Raw genomic sequence first — 14,619 nt, forward strand, 5'->3', positions numbered from 1 at the left:
ACAATGATTTCTTCTGAACACGAAATTGCCCGATCGCGGAACTCCGCGGTCGGGCACGACGAAGGCTCGGGTCTGCGCGTGGTGCGCCGCCGCGCATACGGCCGGTGGTTTGCGGATGCGGTTCTGGTTCTGATCGTTCTGGGGCTGATATGGACCAGTGCCACCAACCCGAATTTCCAGTGGGACGTGGTATTTCAATACCTGACTCATCAAATGATCCTCGGCGGGCTCGTCACAACGCTGCAGCTGACGGTCCTGACGATGGTCATCGCATCCGTCATCGGCGTCGTGCTGGCCCTGATGATCATTTCGGACGACCCTTGGCTCAGGGGCGTGGCGGAGGCCTATAAATGGCTGTTTCGCGGCACGCCCCTTCTGGTCCAGCTCATCTTCTGGTTCAACATCTCGGCGCTCTATCCCAAGATCAGCCTTTCGATCGCCGGCGTCGGTGAACTGTTCAGTTTTTCGGGCAATTCGATCACGCCGTTCATGGCCGCGCTTCTCGGGCTCAGCCTGCATGAAAGCGCGTATATGGCGGAAATCGTGAGAGGCGGCGTCATGGCCGTGGGGCATGGGCAAGGCGAAGCGGCCAAGGCAATGGGCATGAAGCCCATGCAGACATTCGGGCGGATCGTGCTGCCACAGGCGCTGAGGGTCATCGTGCCGGCGACCGGCAACCAGGTGATCCTGATGCTGAAAACGACCTCCCTCGTCAGCGTGATCGCGCTCCCGGAACTGCTCTATTCGGCACAGGCCATTTATTCCCGCACATTCGAAATCATTCCCCTGCTGATCGTTGCCAGCTGCTGGTACCTGGCGGTCTGTTCGATCCTGGGGGTTGGGCAATACTACCTCGAACGGCGTCTCGGACGCGGCCACAAGAGCAAGCGGTGAGAGACATGCAGTCCGGAAATGACATGACGAACCAGACCGTCATCGCAACGCACCCGATGGTCGAGGCAAGGAACATCCAGAAATCCTTTGGTACGGTCGAGGTTCTGAAGGGCATCGACATGGTCGTGGACAGGGGCGAAGTGGTTTGCCTCATCGGGCCTTCCGGGTCCGGGAAATCCACCTTCCTGCGATGCATCAACCACTTGGAGACGATTAACGCAGGCATGATGTCGGTCGACGGAGAACCCGTCGGCTACGAGAAACGCGGCAACCTGCTCTACGAACTTCGCGAAAGCCAGGCGGCCGCACGCCGGGCGCAGATCGGAATGGTGTTTCAGCATTTCAATCTCTTCGAGCACAAGACGGCGCTGAAGAATGTCATGGAGGGCCCGGTCGTCGTTCGCCGGATGCGCCGGTCCAGGGCCAAGGAACTGGCGATGGCGCAGCTTGAAAAGGTGGGGCTCGCTCACAAGGCGGATGCCTATCCCAGTGAACTCTCCGGCGGACAGCAGCAAAGGGTCGCCATCGCGCGCGCCCTTGCGATGGAGCCAAAGCTGTTGCTGTTCGACGAGCCGACCTCGGCGCTGGATCCGGAGCTTGTCGGCGAGGTTCTGGAAACGATGCGGGCCCTCGCGCGCGAGGGAATGACCATGGTGGTCGTCACGCATGAAATGAGTTTCGCGCGAGACGTGGCGGACCGGGTCGTGTTCATGGATGGCGGCGTCGTGGTTGAAAGCGGACCGTCGCGCGACGTGATCGGGAACCCGCAGAACGCCAGGACACGCGAGTTTCTCGGCAACGTTCTCTAGGGCTGCCCACTGGGTGAAGACAACAGGCCGGTGACCCGGTCAGCGCCTCTCCGGCTGCGGCACGCCAGCGGGCGCAGTCAGCGAGACCTCGAGAGGCCCGGGCAAGAACAGCTTACGCCGCGGATGATCAAGCGGCCCAGGGCCCGGCCATGTCAGTCGTATTTTCTTTTTGGGAACGGCATTCCCGCGCTGTGGGCGGTGAGGCCGCCGTCGACGGGGATGACCGCGCCGGAGACGTAGCTGCTCTGGGGCGACATGAGGAAGGCGATCAGGTCGCCGACTTCCTCGGGGCGGGCCATGCGCTGCTGCGGCAGCTGGACCTGGCTGTCCTCCTTGAACTTCTCGCGCACGCCGGCCATCATCTCGGTGTCGACCGGGCCGGGGCAGACGCAGTTCACCGTGATCCCGAAGCGCGAGTAATCCACCGCCCAGGACCGGGTCAGCGCCACGATCGCCCCCTTCGAGGCCGTGTAGGCATCGGCCAGCGGCATCGCCACCAGCGCCGCGACGCTGCCCATGGTGACGATGGCGCCCGCCTCCCGCATCCGCGGGCGGAAGGCCCGCACGGTCAGCAGCGTCCCCGTCAGGTTCACGTCCAGCGTCTTGCGCCAGGCCTCGAGGTCGATCTGCTCCGGGCGGCTGTCCCGGGGGCGCAGGTTGATCCCCGCCCCGCAAAGCAGCGCGTCCACCGGGCCGATCGCCTCGGCCAGCTCCGCAAGGCGTGCCGCGTCGGTCACGTCGCAGACATGGCTGGTCACGGCCCCGGACGGGTTCGGTTTCAGGTCGAGCGAGTGCACGGTATAGCCCTGCGCGGCGAGGAGGGCGGCCGTCGTGCCGCCGATCCCCTGCGCCCCGCCGGTCACCACCGCGATACGGGTGTCGGTTCCGGACATGGCCTACCCCCTCTCCAGGCGGAAGACCGGCAGGACGGTCTGGCCGTCCTCGACCGTCTCGAAGTCCACCCGGACCCGGTCGCCGATCCGCGCGCTCTCGCGGTCGTCCCCCACGATATTGCTCATCAGCTGGACCCCCTCGTCCAGCCGGATCACCGCCACCACGTAGGGCAGCCTGTCGCCGAAGCCCGAAGGCGGGCCCGCGACCTGCACCGTCATCGTGTAGATCTCGCCCCTGCCCTCGGAGGGCCGGAACTCGAGGGTGTCGTTCAGGCAATGCGGGCAGAAGCGCCGCGGATACATGATCGGCCTGTCGCAATCCGTGCAGTGCTGGATCACGAAACGCTTGTCCCTGGCCGCGTCCCAGTAGGGCGCGGACCAGGCCGTGGCGTGCGGAAGGGGGCGTTGTGTCTCGGTCATGCTGCTTCCCTCGAAAGAATGGTGACATGGGAATCCATCCAGGTGCCCCCGGAGGCGGTTTCAACGGCGTTGACGAGGTTCGGCACCTGCCGCTCCCCGGCCTTGCCCATCAGCTGGCGGAAGCTTTCCACCAGCACGGCCACGCCGCCCCCGACGGCCGTGTGCCCCATCGAGAGCATCCCGCCATTGGTCGTCATCGGCAGCGACCCGCCCGGGTCGGTCTCGCCCGCGGCGACGAAGGCCCCGGCCCGTTCGCCCCGGCACAGGTCCAGCCCGTCGAGCGAGATCAGCGGCCAGACCGGGTAGGCATCGTAGATCGAGGCCAGCTGGATGTCCTTCGGCCCCAGACCGCTTTCGGCATAGGCCTGCCGGCCCGCCTCGACGAAGCCCAGCTTCGCAAGGTCGGTGTCCTGGCTGAGCGTGTAATGCGTCACCAGCGAGCCATGGCCCCGCACGTAGACCGGGCTGTCGGTGATCGACGCGGCATCCTCGGCCGCCGCAACCACGAAGGCGCTCGCCCCGTCGGCCAGCATGTTGCAATGGCGCGAGCGCAGCGGCGTCGCGATCATCTTGGAGCTCAGCACCTCCTCGATCGTCAGCGGCGTGCGATACATCGCGTGCGGGTTCAGCTCCGCCCATTTGCGCAAGGACACGCAGACCGCCGCCATCTCCTCCTCGGTGGTCCCGGTCTCGTGCATGTAGCGCGCCGCGGCCAGCGCCCCGACCGCGTTCATGTTATGGCCATAGGGCGCCTCCCATTCCTCGGAGACACCGGTCGTCGCGAAAAGATCGATCCCGCGCTGCTTGGGCAGCGAGCCCACCGCGTCCGAATGCACCACCAGCACCCGCTTCGCCTGGCTCGAGGCGATCAGCGCATCGGCCACCGTCAGCACCGACGAGGACGTCGCTCCGCCCGCCATGACCTGGCAATTCATCTTCACACTGCGCAACATCCCCAGCTCCTCGCACAGCCGCGAGAACACCAGGTCAACCTGCCAGTGCGAGTTCGCAAGCGCCCCGACCGGCAGGATCACGTCGATATCCCGCGGGCTCAGACCCGCGTCCAAGATCGCCTCGCGGCACACGATCATCGCCGCTTCCAGCTCCGAGCGATCCGGGAACTTGCCCGAAGGCACCTCCCCGATCCCCACAACCGCTGACTTGACCTGCTTCATGACTCTCTCCTTTCCAAAGCGGACCTCAGTGAACCGCCGCGTACATGATGGTTTTTTCTTCCGCCGTACCCGCCGCGAACTCCTCGACGATCCGCCCTTTGCGGCAGACGAGAATGCGGTCGGAAATCGACAGGATCTCGGGCAAGTAGGACGAGATCACGACGACCGTGATCCCGGAGCGCGACAACTCGCGGATCAGCCTGTGGATCTCCGCGATGGCCCCCACGTCCACGCCGCGGGTCGGCTCGTCGAAGAAGACGACCCGCGGCTTCTGGACCAGCGACTTGGCGATCACGACCTTCTGCTGGTTGCCGCCCGACAACTCGATGACACGCGCCTCGTTCGACAAGGCGGCGACATTGAACTTTCCCGTCCAGTACTTGGCGACTTCGGCGATATCCGATCTGCGCACCACCTGGCTCTTGTTGAACCCCGCCGCGAGAAAGCCCATGCCGATATTCTCCGCAATGGACATGTCGTCGAAGAAGCCTTCCGCCTTGCGGTCCTCGGTGACATAGACGATGCCGTCCCGCATCGCGGTGCGCGGCACGCGGTACCGCACCGGCTTGTCTTCCAGCCAGACCTCGCCGCCGTGGAACATGTTGCGTTTCAATACGCCCGAGATGACTTTGGCCGTCTCCGTCCGCCCCGAGCCGATAAGCCCGAAGATACCTGTCACCTGGCCGGAATAGAGGCTGAAGGAGGTGTTGCGCACCGCCTTGCCCATGGACAGGTTCTGAACGCTGAGAACACGCTTGCCCGGCGGTTTCGCGTCAGCCGGTGCGGTTTCGCCCTCGATCCCGCTTTCCCGGCCAACCATGCCGGCGATGATGCGGGCCCGATCGAAGTCTTTCGCGTCGCCGGTTTCGACAAGCTTGCCGTCCCGCAGGATGGTGATGCGGTCCGAGATCTCCAGCGCCTCTTCCAGCGCGTGGCTGATGAAGATGATCGACACCCGGTCCTGCTTTAGACGGCGGATCAGGTTGAAGAAGTGGTGTTTCTCCTCGGGGGTCAGCGAAGCGGTGGGCTCGTCGAAGACGATGACGCGCGCATTCTTGCGCACGGCCCGTGCGATTTCGACCATCTGACGCTGCGCCACCCCGAGGGTCGAAACGCTGGCCCACGGGTCCACGTTGAAGTTGAGCGATTGCAGGAATTGCTGCGCCGCGATGTAAAGGGGGCGCAAACGGTTGAAGAGCTTCTCATCGCCCATGAAAAGGTTCTGCGCCACGCTCATGGACGGGACCAGGGAGTTCTCCTGGTAGACCATGTTGATGCCCGCGCGCATCGCATCGGCCGGAGTTTCGAACGTCACGGGCCGGCCATCCAGTTCGATGACGCCCGATGTCGGTGTCGCCACGCCTGACAGCATCTTGGTCAGGGTGGATTTGCCGGCGCCATTCTCGCCCAGAAGGGAATGGATCTCCCCCTCGCCGAGTTGGAAATCGACGCCGTCGATGGCGGCCACCGGCCCGTAGCGTTTGACCATGCCCGTCATGCGGATCATCGGAGAGGTCATGCCCGGCCTCCTTCTTGTGGCAAGAGAAGCAACCGGTTGTTGCCCTGGCTGGCCACGACCAGGTCACCACGCCAGAGCGCACAGGAGGTCGTGCCATGGTTCTTCCCGTCCGCCCGGCTGTGATGGCTTCGGGTCGGCACGAAATCTTCGGAAAGATGCATGACCAGTCCAATGGACCGGCTCGGCGCCCAGGGCTTCATGATGCCAAGCTGCTTGAGCGCGCCACCCTGCAAGGGCTCCAGAAAGGTTTCCGGTGCTTTCAGGCTGGGCGCGATCCAGTGGTCGCGATCCGTTGTCGCGATCATTTCCTCCACGAAATCACGTTCGCGAAGGATGAACTCGATAAGCTGGTTGCGCGGTGCCATGATACAGAGGTGATAGCCACCCGCGCGATCCGGACAGAGCCCTGCCGGGTACCCGGGCAGGTTGGACAGGACCGGCGTGATGGCTCCGTTCCGCGACGCGCGCACAAGGCGCCCGCGTGAGGCTTCCGTCACCAGCAGGTCATCACCCGGTGCGATCATGCCCGCCGGCCATGCCAGCCCCCCGACAAACTGTGACGCGGGGGCGCCCCGCTCCAATCGCCACACCGAGCCGGTCTGCCGCCGCTCGAGCAGATCCTTGGACCAGTCGCCCGCGCCGTTCTCGAGAGAGCCGACCGCCAGATAAACCTCACCGTCCGGCCCGGCACCGATGGCCGTCACGCAGCGGCGGGCGGCGGCGGGAAGCGCGTCGAGGCTGTAGCCTTCGGGAAGATCGCAACTGCCATCGGCGCAGGCCGCGAAAATCTCCGGCCCCGGGCGCACGGCCAGCGCCGTGATCTCCGAGGGAAGCTGACGCATTGCCTCACACGTGCCGTCAGGACCGACGCGCATCACGTCCCGGCCACTGGCGAACCACAGCGCGCCGTCGACGTCGCTCAGATGGCCCGGGGCCTGCGCCGTGACAAGGACGGAGGCCTCCTCGAGATCGTTGTTCGGGCGCAGGGCGCCGTCCATCGGCGGAACGGTGATCGCGTATTCGCCACCGCCGCGGATACGGTCCCGGACACCTTTCAGAAAGCCGATCATGCCGCCTCTCCCCTGTAAGATTTCGCCGCTGTCCATTCCGGGTCCGCCCCGGGAATGCGGTACCGGCCGATCCGGTTGTTCGACACGCCCCCGAGGTAGAGCCATCCCTTGTGCTCGCGCATCGAGGTGATCATCGGGTGGTTGGTCCCGCTGCGATCCCAAAGGCAGTCGGTAACAGTGCCATCGATGTCGATCTTGACGACGCAGCCGTAATTCATGTTCGGGAACAGCCATTCATCCGGCGCCACCCGTTCCACCATGCGCTTGCGCAAGGCGGGGTTCTTCAGGATCAGGTCGAATGCCGGGGTCCTCATGCCCACGAGGGCCACCCAGTAGCCACCGTCCGAGGCGCGGTTGATATTGTCGGGATAGCCCGGAAGATCCGGCACCACGACGTCGACTTTCCCGGTCTTGGGGCCCGCGAACCAGTAGCGGCTGATCGAGCACCCCCAGGTTTGCGCGAAGAGAAACGACTCCCCGTCGCGGCACATGCAGATGCCATTGGGGAAACGCAGGTTCGGCAGGATTGTCCGGGTCTTTCCCGAGGCCGGATCGAAACTGATGATCCGCCCGTTTCCGCGCGCCTCCAGCGCATCGACCATCCAGTCCGACATGTCGAACCGGACCGTCGCCTCGCTGAAGAAGATCCGACCGTCCGGTGCCACGTCCAGGTCGTCGGCAAGGCGCATCCGGCTGTCGTCGATGATGCTCGTCAGGCTGCGGTTGGTTTGATCCGTCAGCTTGCGAATTTCCCGCTGCGGAGAGATCGAGTAGACCCCCATACCGGCAATACAGGCCAGAAGGTTTCCGTCGCGGTCGAATGTCAGGCCAAGCGGGTGACCCCCGATATGCACGAAGACTTCAGGTTCGGCGAAGTCGGGGGCGCGGAAACGGATGATGTCGCCGTGACGCGTGCCTGCATAGATGTTGCCATCCTCGTCCAGTACCGGGTCCTCGGGCCCGTCGATCTGGCCCAGGCCGATCAATTCGACATCGGCAAGCTTGTCATTCAGCGCATAAGGGCTGCCGGAGCCTTCTGCCGTCTCCGGCCGCTCGGACAGTTCCATATGCGCAGGCGAGACATAGACGCGGCTGACCAGCTTCGAGCGGTTCTTGACCCATTTCACGTCGATGCCCACCGCCAGCAGCAGGATCAGCCCCAGGACAAGGGAGTCGCCCCCCGCCGGAAGGCCCAGGCGGATCACGCTGTTCGTCACGAGCAGGACGATAACGGCGCCGAGAACCGCCTTGAAAATCGAACCGCGGCCGCCTCCGAGGGAGTTGCCGCCGACGACCGCCGCCGTCAGCGCTACGATCTCGAGGCCCGCGCCGGTGCCGGACCCGGCCGCATTGAGACGGGACGCGTAGAAAACGCCGGCAAGCGCGGCAAGAACGCCCGAGATGACATAGGTCGACGCGACGGTCCGCTTCACCGGCAGACCGGCATTATAGGCAGAGCGCCGCGAGCCGCCCACGGCCAGAATGCGCCAGCCCGGCCGGAGACGGGTCAGCAGAACATGTCCCGCAATCGCCACGACGGCCGCCGCGAGAAACGAAAACGGCAGACCCCACAAGGTCTCGAAACTGATGAAATCCCAGAAGGCGCTTTCGGTCACCGGGTTGGCGATCTTCACGGCATAGGACAGGAGCAGCATGTCGACGATCGCCCGCACGATGATCATGGACACCAGCGTCGTCAGGAATGCCCGCAGCTTAAGGTAGCCGATCAGGATCCCGTTCACCGCCCCGACAGCCGCCCCGCAGGCCAATGCGCCGAAGATCGCAACGCCGATCGGCAGGCCCATCATGTTGAACAACGCAAGCATCACGAAGTTCGCCAACGCGAAAACCGACCCGACACTCAGATCGATGCCCCCTGCCAGCAGGACGACCGTCATGCCGATCGTCACCAGCAGGACCTCCCCGTACTGGGCGGACATGCCGAGCAGGCTGGAGACGCTGACAAGACCGTCAAGAAGCGACCCGAGAACGACCAGGGTCAGTACGAGGATCAGGACAGGGATCGCATTGTCGACCCAGTTCTTGGACAGAAGCTCGCCCAGAACATGGTCGGGAACGTACTTGTAACGGGCCCGCGCGAGCGAACGACGGAATGACATGGTGTCTGGCCTTTCCAGGGCATTTCAAGGTGGGCCGCCCGCACGGGAGGTGTCGGACGGCCCGGCGAACGGGGCCGCGAGATTACGGTCCGTAGGTGTTCAGATCGTCGAGTGACCAGCAGGCGCCGGGATACAGGCTCTCCTTCGTGATCGTCTTGAGCGGCGTGTAGACTGCGACGGGATGCGCAGCGGCTTCCTCTGGCGGGTTCTGCAGCACGGCCCGGACCGCCATCATCAGGTCGCGCGCCTGGCCGGCCGCGTCGTAACTGATGTAGCTGTCGAAATTGCCGTTCTCGACATTGTCGCAGGCGCTGTCCTTGTTCCCCCCGCCCGAGGTGACGACGTGAACGTCGCCCTGCTTGCCGGCTTCCTTGATCGCCGCGGCGATCCCCACATCCATGTTGTCCCACATGCCGGCAAATCCGCAGAGATCCGGGTTTGCCTTGAGAACAGTGGTCGCGATGGCATGGGCCTTGCTGGCATCCCAGTCGGCCGCCTGGTTGGACACCATCTCGAGTTCGCCTTCATGAGCGGCCATCGTCGCCTCGATCGCCATCATGCCGTACTGTGACGTCGGATTGGTCAACACGCCCTGGATCACCGCGACCTGGCCACTGCCGCCATTCGACTTGCCACAGATCTCGATCAGCTGCTCGGTCTGCTGCACCGCGATGTCGTACCAGTCGGCACCGATGAAGTAGTCGGTATTCTCGCTCGCCTTGAGGTTCATCGTAATCACCGGAATGCCCGCACGCGCCGCCTGCTTCAAAAGCCGGGCATAGGCCTGGATTTCGGGCGGATGCACGACGATCACGTCCGGCTTCTCGGTGATCAGCTGGCTCAGCGCCTGCGCGCCGGCATCGACCGACCAGTTCGGATCGCGGATCGTCAGGTTGTACCCCCACGCCTCGGCATCCTTGCGAAGGCCGGACGCCCAGGCCTCGGTAAGATCGAAGCCCATTGCGATCGGCACGTAGGCGACTGTCTTCCCCTCCATCGCCGACGCGGATTCGTGGACCAGGCCATCATCCGGCTTTTCCGCCCAAGCCGGTGCGGCAAGCGCCGCGGCCACCGTTGCCATTTTCAGTATGTGTTTCATGGGTCTCCTCCCCTTCGTTGCGCGGAATGCACCGCAACCGGCCGACCGTCGGCCGGTCAAATATCCCCTTGCTGCGAGGTTTGTTCGTCCCGTGGGTTCATCACGGAATCGACGATGATCGCGGCAAGCAGAATGACGCTCTTGATGATGTTCTGAATGGTGTAAGGCGTGTTCAGGATCGTCATGCCGTTCAGCAGGATCCCGATCATCAGCGTGCCCACGATGACGTTCCGAACCTTCCCCTTTCCGCCCGCAAGGCCCACGCCGCCGATCACGACCACCAGGATGATGTCGTAGACCAGCGTCGACCGCGCGATGCGGGTCTCGATCGAGTCGACCGACGTGGCCATGATGAGCCCGGCGAGAAAGGCGATGGCGGCGGCCAGCAGGTATTGCAGCAGCACCATCGGGCGGTTGGGAAGCCCCGTGATACGGGCGGCAGACGGGTTCTCGCCCATCGCGTAGAGAAACCTGCCCTTGACCGCGTGCTTCAGGAACAGGTGCACGACCAACGCGACGATGGCAAAAAGGATGACCGGGTTCGGCACGCCCAGCACGTCACCGCTGCCGATAACCTTGAACCACGTGTCCTGCGCCGCCTTGAGATAGATAAGGTTGTCTTCCAGAAGCATCGACCGCACGAACCCGTAGGCCGCGGTCGCGATCGCCAGCGTGGCAAAGATCGCCGGGATCTCGAGATACGCGATCAGGATGCCGTTCACGAGACCGATCAGTAGCGCCAGTCCGAGGCCAATCAGGCAGGCCAGCCCGATGGGCATGCCATTGTTCGAGAGTTGCAACACCCACGCCGCGGAAACCGCCATGATGGCCACGAGCGACAGATCGATGCCGCGCCCGATGATGGTCAGGGCCATGGCCACCGCGAGAATGCCGAGGATGGATACGTTCTGGATCAGCGACAGGATGTTTTCCGGGGTTCGGAACACCGGCTGCGTGACCGCAAATACCAGGAAGATGACGGCCGAGATCGCGATCACGATGCCTTCCTGCGATATCCCGCGCGCTTTCTTGCCTCCGCCACTCATGTTGTCGCATCCTTTTCTGCGTCTGCCGTCTGCTGGGCGCGTTTCTCCAGAAGATCCCTGCGGATCTTGCCCGTCGGGTTCCGCTCGATCTCTTCGGGACCAATGAGATGAATGTCCTTGGGAAGCTTGTAGCGGGCGATCTTGCCCTTCAGCGCATCAAGGACGTCATCGCGCGACAGGCCGGGCGTCTCCGCGACCACGAAGGCGACCGGCACCTCCCCCCAGCGGTCATCGATCCGTTTGACGACAACGGCGTCGGAGATTCCGGGAGTATTGCGGAGCAGCAGCTCTATCTCTGCCGGGTAGATGTTCTCGCCACCGGACTTGATGAGGTATTTCTTGCGATCCGCGAAATGCAGCCGGCCGGACGTGTCCCGGTAGAAGGCGTCGCCCATGTGATACCAGCTATCGCGAAACGCCTTTGCCGTGGCTTCAGGATCGTTCAGGTAGCCCGAGAACAACAGCGGGCTCTTGAGGCAGATTTCTCCGACCGCCCCGTCAGAGACCGGCATGCCATCCTCGCCGACCAGCTTGATTTCGCAGGATGAATTCTGCCTTTTGCCAAGGTCGCCCGGGTCCTCCCCCGGCGCGATCCAATTGCCGCTCGCCGGCGCGATGCCCGTCTCGCTCGACCCGAAGGAGTTGAGGAAAGGCGCATTCAGCAAGCGGCTGATACGGGAAATCTGTTCAGTCGGCACGAGGTTGGCCATGCAACCGGCCGCCGCGACCCGGCGGAGCGGCGCATTCCTCTGCTCGAGCTCTTCGGCCAGTCGCTCGATCATGCCGGGCATCAGCACCATCCAGCCCACATCGTGACAGGTCAGCGCCTCAACGATTCCGGCCGGGTCGAAACCGGCCAGAACGGACACGGTCGCCCCTTGTGTCAACGTCGCAAAGGTCGGATCGGCCGAGGCCATGTGGAACAGCGGGGACCACGCGATGAACCCGTCGCTGCGCCGGATCGACCAGTCTGCCCGCATCAGCAACCCGCGGGCAATCATCGCCCGATGGCTGATCAGCGCGCCTTTCGACGTTCCCGTCGTGCCACTCGTGTACAGGATGATGAGCCCATCTTCGCTCTCCACCTCCACCTCGGGCTCGGCATCATCACGACCCGCAAGAAGCTGCTCGAAGGGCTCGCCCATTACGACCTGCGGCACCTCCTCCGGGCACCGATCAAGGAAGTCCGAGGACACGAAGAGAAGGGCCGGTTCAGTCAAGGCGATGCTGCCATCAAGCTCGCGCCTGGTCTGCCGCCAGTTCAGGCATGCCGCGACGAACCCTCCCTTGGCGCAGGCCATCAGGACGGTCACGTAGTCTATGCAGTTTTCCGACAAGAGTGCGACGCGGTCCCCCTTGGAGAGGCCCCGGTCATGGAGCGCCGCGGTCAACTTGTTCACCCGCGCATTGAAATCCCGGTAGGTAAGGGAAACGCTCCCGTCGCGAACGGCAACCTCGTCCGGAGACCCGATGGCCGCATCGCGAAACATGCCGCCAACCGTCCCGCCGATAGCCGGGTGGTTCAAACCGTCCCGCGGCGTCATCGACAATGTGCCTTGATTGAAATCCGCCCGAAGGCGCCTCGTCCGAGGCGATCCGATTTTGCGCTTGCGGAACGGGCCCCGTGGCAGCCGCTTGAACGTCTTGCAGTCATAACTCTCCGCCCCTCCCCTGGCGTCAAGTCATAGTGTTTCCTCCATGTTTCATATGTGTGTACTTGCTGTCAACTCCTGTTGCGTGAAATTCGCGAAATATGATATTTTCAGGAAATTTCTTGTGGCCAAGCGCAGGCCGATTGGTGCAGAGAACCAATGGAAACCGCAGAGGACAGAGCCGGTTGAATACGGAAGACTTCAGAGACGAGCTGGGTGCGCGCTTGCGCCGGATAAGGCAAAGCGCTGGCTATACGCTGGATTGGACCGCGGACCGCGCCGATGTGACCAAGGGATACCTGTCCAAGGTCGAGCGCGGTCAGGCCACGCCGTCCATCGCCGTCATCAACCGGCTGTCCGAGGTTTACGGCGTCGGCCTCTCCGAGTTCTTCATGCCGGAGGGCGAGCGAAAATCGATCGTCGTTCTCAGGGACGGCCAACACCGCGCGATCAACCGCTCCGGAACAGAGGTGGGGTATCGCTACGAGATCGGCGAGCATTCCAAGGCCAATCCGCAATCCGAGGTCTTCTTCCTCACCCTTCCCTGCCTGGAACCCGGCGTCGTGCCCCCCAAGAACCGGCACAACGGCGAAGAGGTCCTGCTGATGCTGGAAGGCCAGATGATGTTCGAATATGCCGGGATCGAGATCGTCCTGAACGAAGGCGACTGCATCCAGTTCGACGCCCAGAACGAGCATTTCGGGTATGCCCTCGGCGGCAAGCCGGCGCGTGCGTTCGTCGTGATCATCCCGAACAAGCAGGTCTGAAAGGGGCCCGCCCGGTGCAAGCCCCCTTCGTCGTCGGGGCCGGGTCTACTCGGCCGCACAGCCCTTGATCTTCTCGAGGTCGGGATAGCTGGCCAGGTTGCGCCCCATGGCGAAATCGCCCTGCATGCCGCGCCAGTTGCCGTAATCCTGCATGAACTCGATCTGCGATGCCGCAACCTTGGCATAGAGCGGGTTATCGCAGGATTCCGTCACGAGCACCTCGTTCGCAATCTCCTGCAGGCGGGCCATTTCCTCGTCGGTCAGCGTTGCGACCTCGGTTCCGGCCTCCTGGAACACCTTCACGGCTTCGGTCGAGGTCTTCTCGTAATGGCTGATCGTCCAGAGCATGTTGGCCTTGGCCGCGATCTCGAGGATATTGCGCTGCTGATCGGTCAGCCCGTCCCAGACGTCCTTGCCGAACATGATGCCGTTCAACGAGCCGGGCTGGTGCCAGCCGGGCGACTGCCAATGCTGCGTCACCTCCTGGAAGCCCATTCCCAGGTCGGTGGACGGCATGGAGAACTCGGCGGCATCGACCACGCCGCGTTCGAGCGCCTGGTAGACCTCGGACCCCGGCAGGGTGACCTGCGCTGCGCCGAGCGCTTCGAGGATCGCGCCCTGCGGACGGCCGGACATCCGCAGGCGGGCACCGTTCAGCGACTCGAGCGTCGGAAGCGGCTTGTTGGCGCGCAGGCCGGATTCCGACGAGAAGATCGCGATCGGCAGGTAGGTCATGCCGTACTTGCCGTAAACCTCGTTGAACAGGTCACGCCCGCCCCACTCATTGGTCCACAGGATGTAGTCCGCCGAGGTGAAGAGCATCGGGAAGGACCCGAGCAGCGAAAAGGTGGAATCCGTTCCGGCCCAGTAGCCGGGCCAGTCCGTGGCCATGTCGACGCCGCCGGATTGAACCGCGCTGAACACCTGCGTCGAGGGAACAAGCACGCCGCCGGGCGTGAAATCGATCTGGATGACCCCCTCGCCGATCGAGTTCACGAGCTCCGCGAAATGCTTGTCCGAGTCGATCAGGTTGATGCCCTCCGGCCAGACGCTGGTCATCCGCAGCGTGACCTCCTCGGCCGATGCCGCCGCCGCACTCAACGCGACCGCGGCTGTCAGGAACAGGTTCTTCATTGCTTTCATGGTTTCCTCCCT

Annotated in this window: 13 protein-coding genes; 3 read left to right on the forward strand and 10 right to left on the reverse strand. The window is 63.8% G+C overall.

Annotated features, from left to right (window positions below; translation table 11 throughout):
* Positions 1–3 precede the first annotated feature (3 nt).
* Together QUV18_RS12085 and QUV18_RS12090 are read left to right on the forward strand one after the other, a co-directional pair.
* The gene (locus tag QUV18_RS12085) at positions 4–894 is read left to right on the forward strand and encodes an amino acid ABC transporter permease (protein WP_300894185.1); all 891 of its coding nucleotides are present in this window, start codon (positions 4–6) and stop codon (positions 892–894) included.
* Positions 895–950: 56 nt separating this feature from the next.
* Positions 951–1,703: an amino acid ABC transporter ATP-binding protein gene (locus QUV18_RS12090; RefSeq protein ID WP_366914655.1), complete on the forward strand. Its 753-nt coding sequence runs from the start codon at positions 951–953 to the stop codon at positions 1,701–1,703.
* Positions 1,704–1,855: 152 nt separating this feature from the next.
* On the opposite strand, the gene QUV18_RS12095 is transcribed toward QUV18_RS12090, so the two are convergent.
* The 9 genes from QUV18_RS12095 to QUV18_RS12135 form a co-directional block, all read right to left on the reverse strand.
* A complete protein-coding gene (locus tag QUV18_RS12095) occupies positions 1,856–2,596 on the reverse strand; it encodes an SDR family NAD(P)-dependent oxidoreductase (RefSeq protein WP_300894187.1) in 741 nt (246 codons plus the stop codon).
* Between the two features lie 3 nt (positions 2,597–2,599).
* A complete protein-coding gene (locus tag QUV18_RS12100) occupies positions 2,600–3,016 on the reverse strand; it encodes an OB-fold domain-containing protein (protein WP_300894188.1) in 417 nt (138 codons plus the stop codon).
* Positions 3,013–4,191: a thiolase family protein gene (locus tag QUV18_RS12105; protein ID WP_300894189.1), complete on the reverse strand. Its 1,179-nt coding sequence runs from the start codon at positions 4,189–4,191 to the stop codon at positions 3,013–3,015. Before QUV18_RS12105 ends, QUV18_RS12100 begins: the two co-directional genes overlap by 4 nt.
* 25 nt (positions 4,192–4,216) lie before the next feature.
* Positions 4,217–5,710 (reverse strand): sugar ABC transporter ATP-binding protein, encoded by a 1,494-nt coding sequence (locus QUV18_RS12110; protein ID WP_300894190.1) that lies wholly within the window; start codon positions 5,708–5,710, stop codon positions 4,217–4,219.
* A complete protein-coding gene (locus QUV18_RS12115; protein ID WP_300894191.1) occupies positions 5,707–6,780 on the reverse strand; it encodes a hypothetical protein in 1,074 nt (357 codons plus the stop codon). Before QUV18_RS12115 ends, QUV18_RS12110 begins: the two co-directional genes overlap by 4 nt.
* Positions 6,777–8,900, reverse strand: a complete 2,124-nt coding sequence (locus QUV18_RS12120) for an SMP-30/gluconolactonase/LRE family protein (protein ID WP_300894192.1) — start codon at positions 8,898–8,900, stop codon at positions 6,777–6,779. The genes QUV18_RS12115 and QUV18_RS12120 overlap by 4 nt, the downstream gene beginning before the upstream one ends.
* Before the next feature lie 82 nt (positions 8,901–8,982).
* Complete coding sequence (locus QUV18_RS12125) at positions 8,983–9,999, reverse strand: sugar ABC transporter substrate-binding protein (RefSeq protein WP_300894193.1); 1,017 nt, start codon at positions 9,997–9,999, stop codon at positions 8,983–8,985.
* Between the two features lie 56 nt (positions 10,000–10,055).
* Positions 10,056–11,045 (reverse strand): ABC transporter permease, encoded by a 990-nt coding sequence (locus QUV18_RS12130; protein WP_300894194.1) that lies wholly within the window; start codon positions 11,043–11,045, stop codon positions 10,056–10,058.
* A complete protein-coding gene (locus tag QUV18_RS12135) occupies positions 11,042–12,589 on the reverse strand; it encodes a class I adenylate-forming enzyme family protein (protein ID WP_300894195.1) in 1,548 nt (515 codons plus the stop codon). The genes QUV18_RS12130 and QUV18_RS12135 overlap by 4 nt, the downstream gene beginning before the upstream one ends.
* A gap of 209 nt (positions 12,590–12,798) precedes the next feature.
* On the opposite strand from QUV18_RS12135, the gene QUV18_RS12140 reads away from it, so the two are divergent.
* Entirely contained in the window at positions 12,799–13,464 is a 666-nt protein-coding gene (locus tag QUV18_RS12140) for a helix-turn-helix domain-containing protein (protein WP_300894196.1), read from the forward strand.
* Positions 13,465–13,509: 45 nt separating this feature from the next.
* On the opposite strand, the gene dctP is transcribed toward QUV18_RS12140, so the two are convergent.
* On the reverse strand, positions 13,510–14,607 hold the full coding sequence (gene dctP / locus QUV18_RS12145; RefSeq protein WP_300894197.1) for a TRAP transporter substrate-binding protein DctP: 1,098 nt from the start codon (positions 14,605–14,607) through the stop codon (positions 13,510–13,512).
* Positions 14,608–14,619: the final 12 nt, after the last annotated feature.

This window comes from Roseovarius sp., from assembly GCF_030373445.1.
In the GTDB taxonomy this organism is placed as follows: domain Bacteria; phylum Pseudomonadota; class Alphaproteobacteria; order Rhodobacterales; family Rhodobacteraceae; genus Roseovarius.

Bases quoted from the DNA above. Each gene is read 5' to 3' on its own strand.
- dctP (WP_300894197.1), bottom strand. From the start codon at position 14,607: ATGAAAGCAATGAAGAACCTGTTCCTGACAGCCGCGGTCGCGTTGAGT.
- QUV18_RS12105 (WP_300894189.1), bottom strand. From the start codon at position 4,191: ATGAAGCAGGTCAAGTCAGCGGTTGTGGGGATCGGGGAGGTGCCTTCG.
- QUV18_RS12125 (WP_300894193.1), bottom strand. From the start codon at position 9,999: ATGAAACACATACTGAAAATGGCAACGGTGGCCGCGGCGCTTGCCGCA.
- QUV18_RS12140 (WP_300894196.1), top strand. From the start codon at position 12,799: ATGATATTTTCAGGAAATTTCTTGTGGCCAAGCGCAGGCCGATTGGTG.
- QUV18_RS12085 (WP_300894185.1), top strand. From the start codon at position 4: ATGATTTCTTCTGAACACGAAATTGCCCGATCGCGGAACTCCGCGGTC.
- QUV18_RS12135 (WP_300894195.1), bottom strand. From the start codon at position 12,589: ATGACGCCGCGGGACGGTTTGAACCACCCGGCTATCGGCGGGACGGTT.
- QUV18_RS12115 (WP_300894191.1), bottom strand. From the start codon at position 6,780: ATGATCGGCTTTCTGAAAGGTGTCCGGGACCGTATCCGCGGCGGTGGC.
- QUV18_RS12120 (WP_300894192.1), bottom strand. From the start codon at position 8,900: ATGTCATTCCGTCGTTCGCTCGCGCGGGCCCGTTACAAGTACGTTCCC.
- QUV18_RS12110 (WP_300894190.1), bottom strand. From the start codon at position 5,710: ATGACCTCTCCGATGATCCGCATGACGGGCATGGTCAAACGCTACGGG.
- QUV18_RS12100 (WP_300894188.1), bottom strand. From the start codon at position 3,016: ATGACCGAGACACAACGCCCCCTTCCGCACGCCACGGCCTGGTCCGCG.
- QUV18_RS12095 (WP_300894187.1), bottom strand. From the start codon at position 2,596: ATGTCCGGAACCGACACCCGTATCGCGGTGGTGACCGGCGGGGCGCAG.
- QUV18_RS12130 (WP_300894194.1), bottom strand. From the start codon at position 11,045: ATGAGTGGCGGAGGCAAGAAAGCGCGCGGGATATCGCAGGAAGGCATC.
- QUV18_RS12090 (WP_366914655.1), top strand. From the start codon at position 951: ATGGTCGAGGCAAGGAACATCCAGAAATCCTTTGGTACGGTCGAGGTT.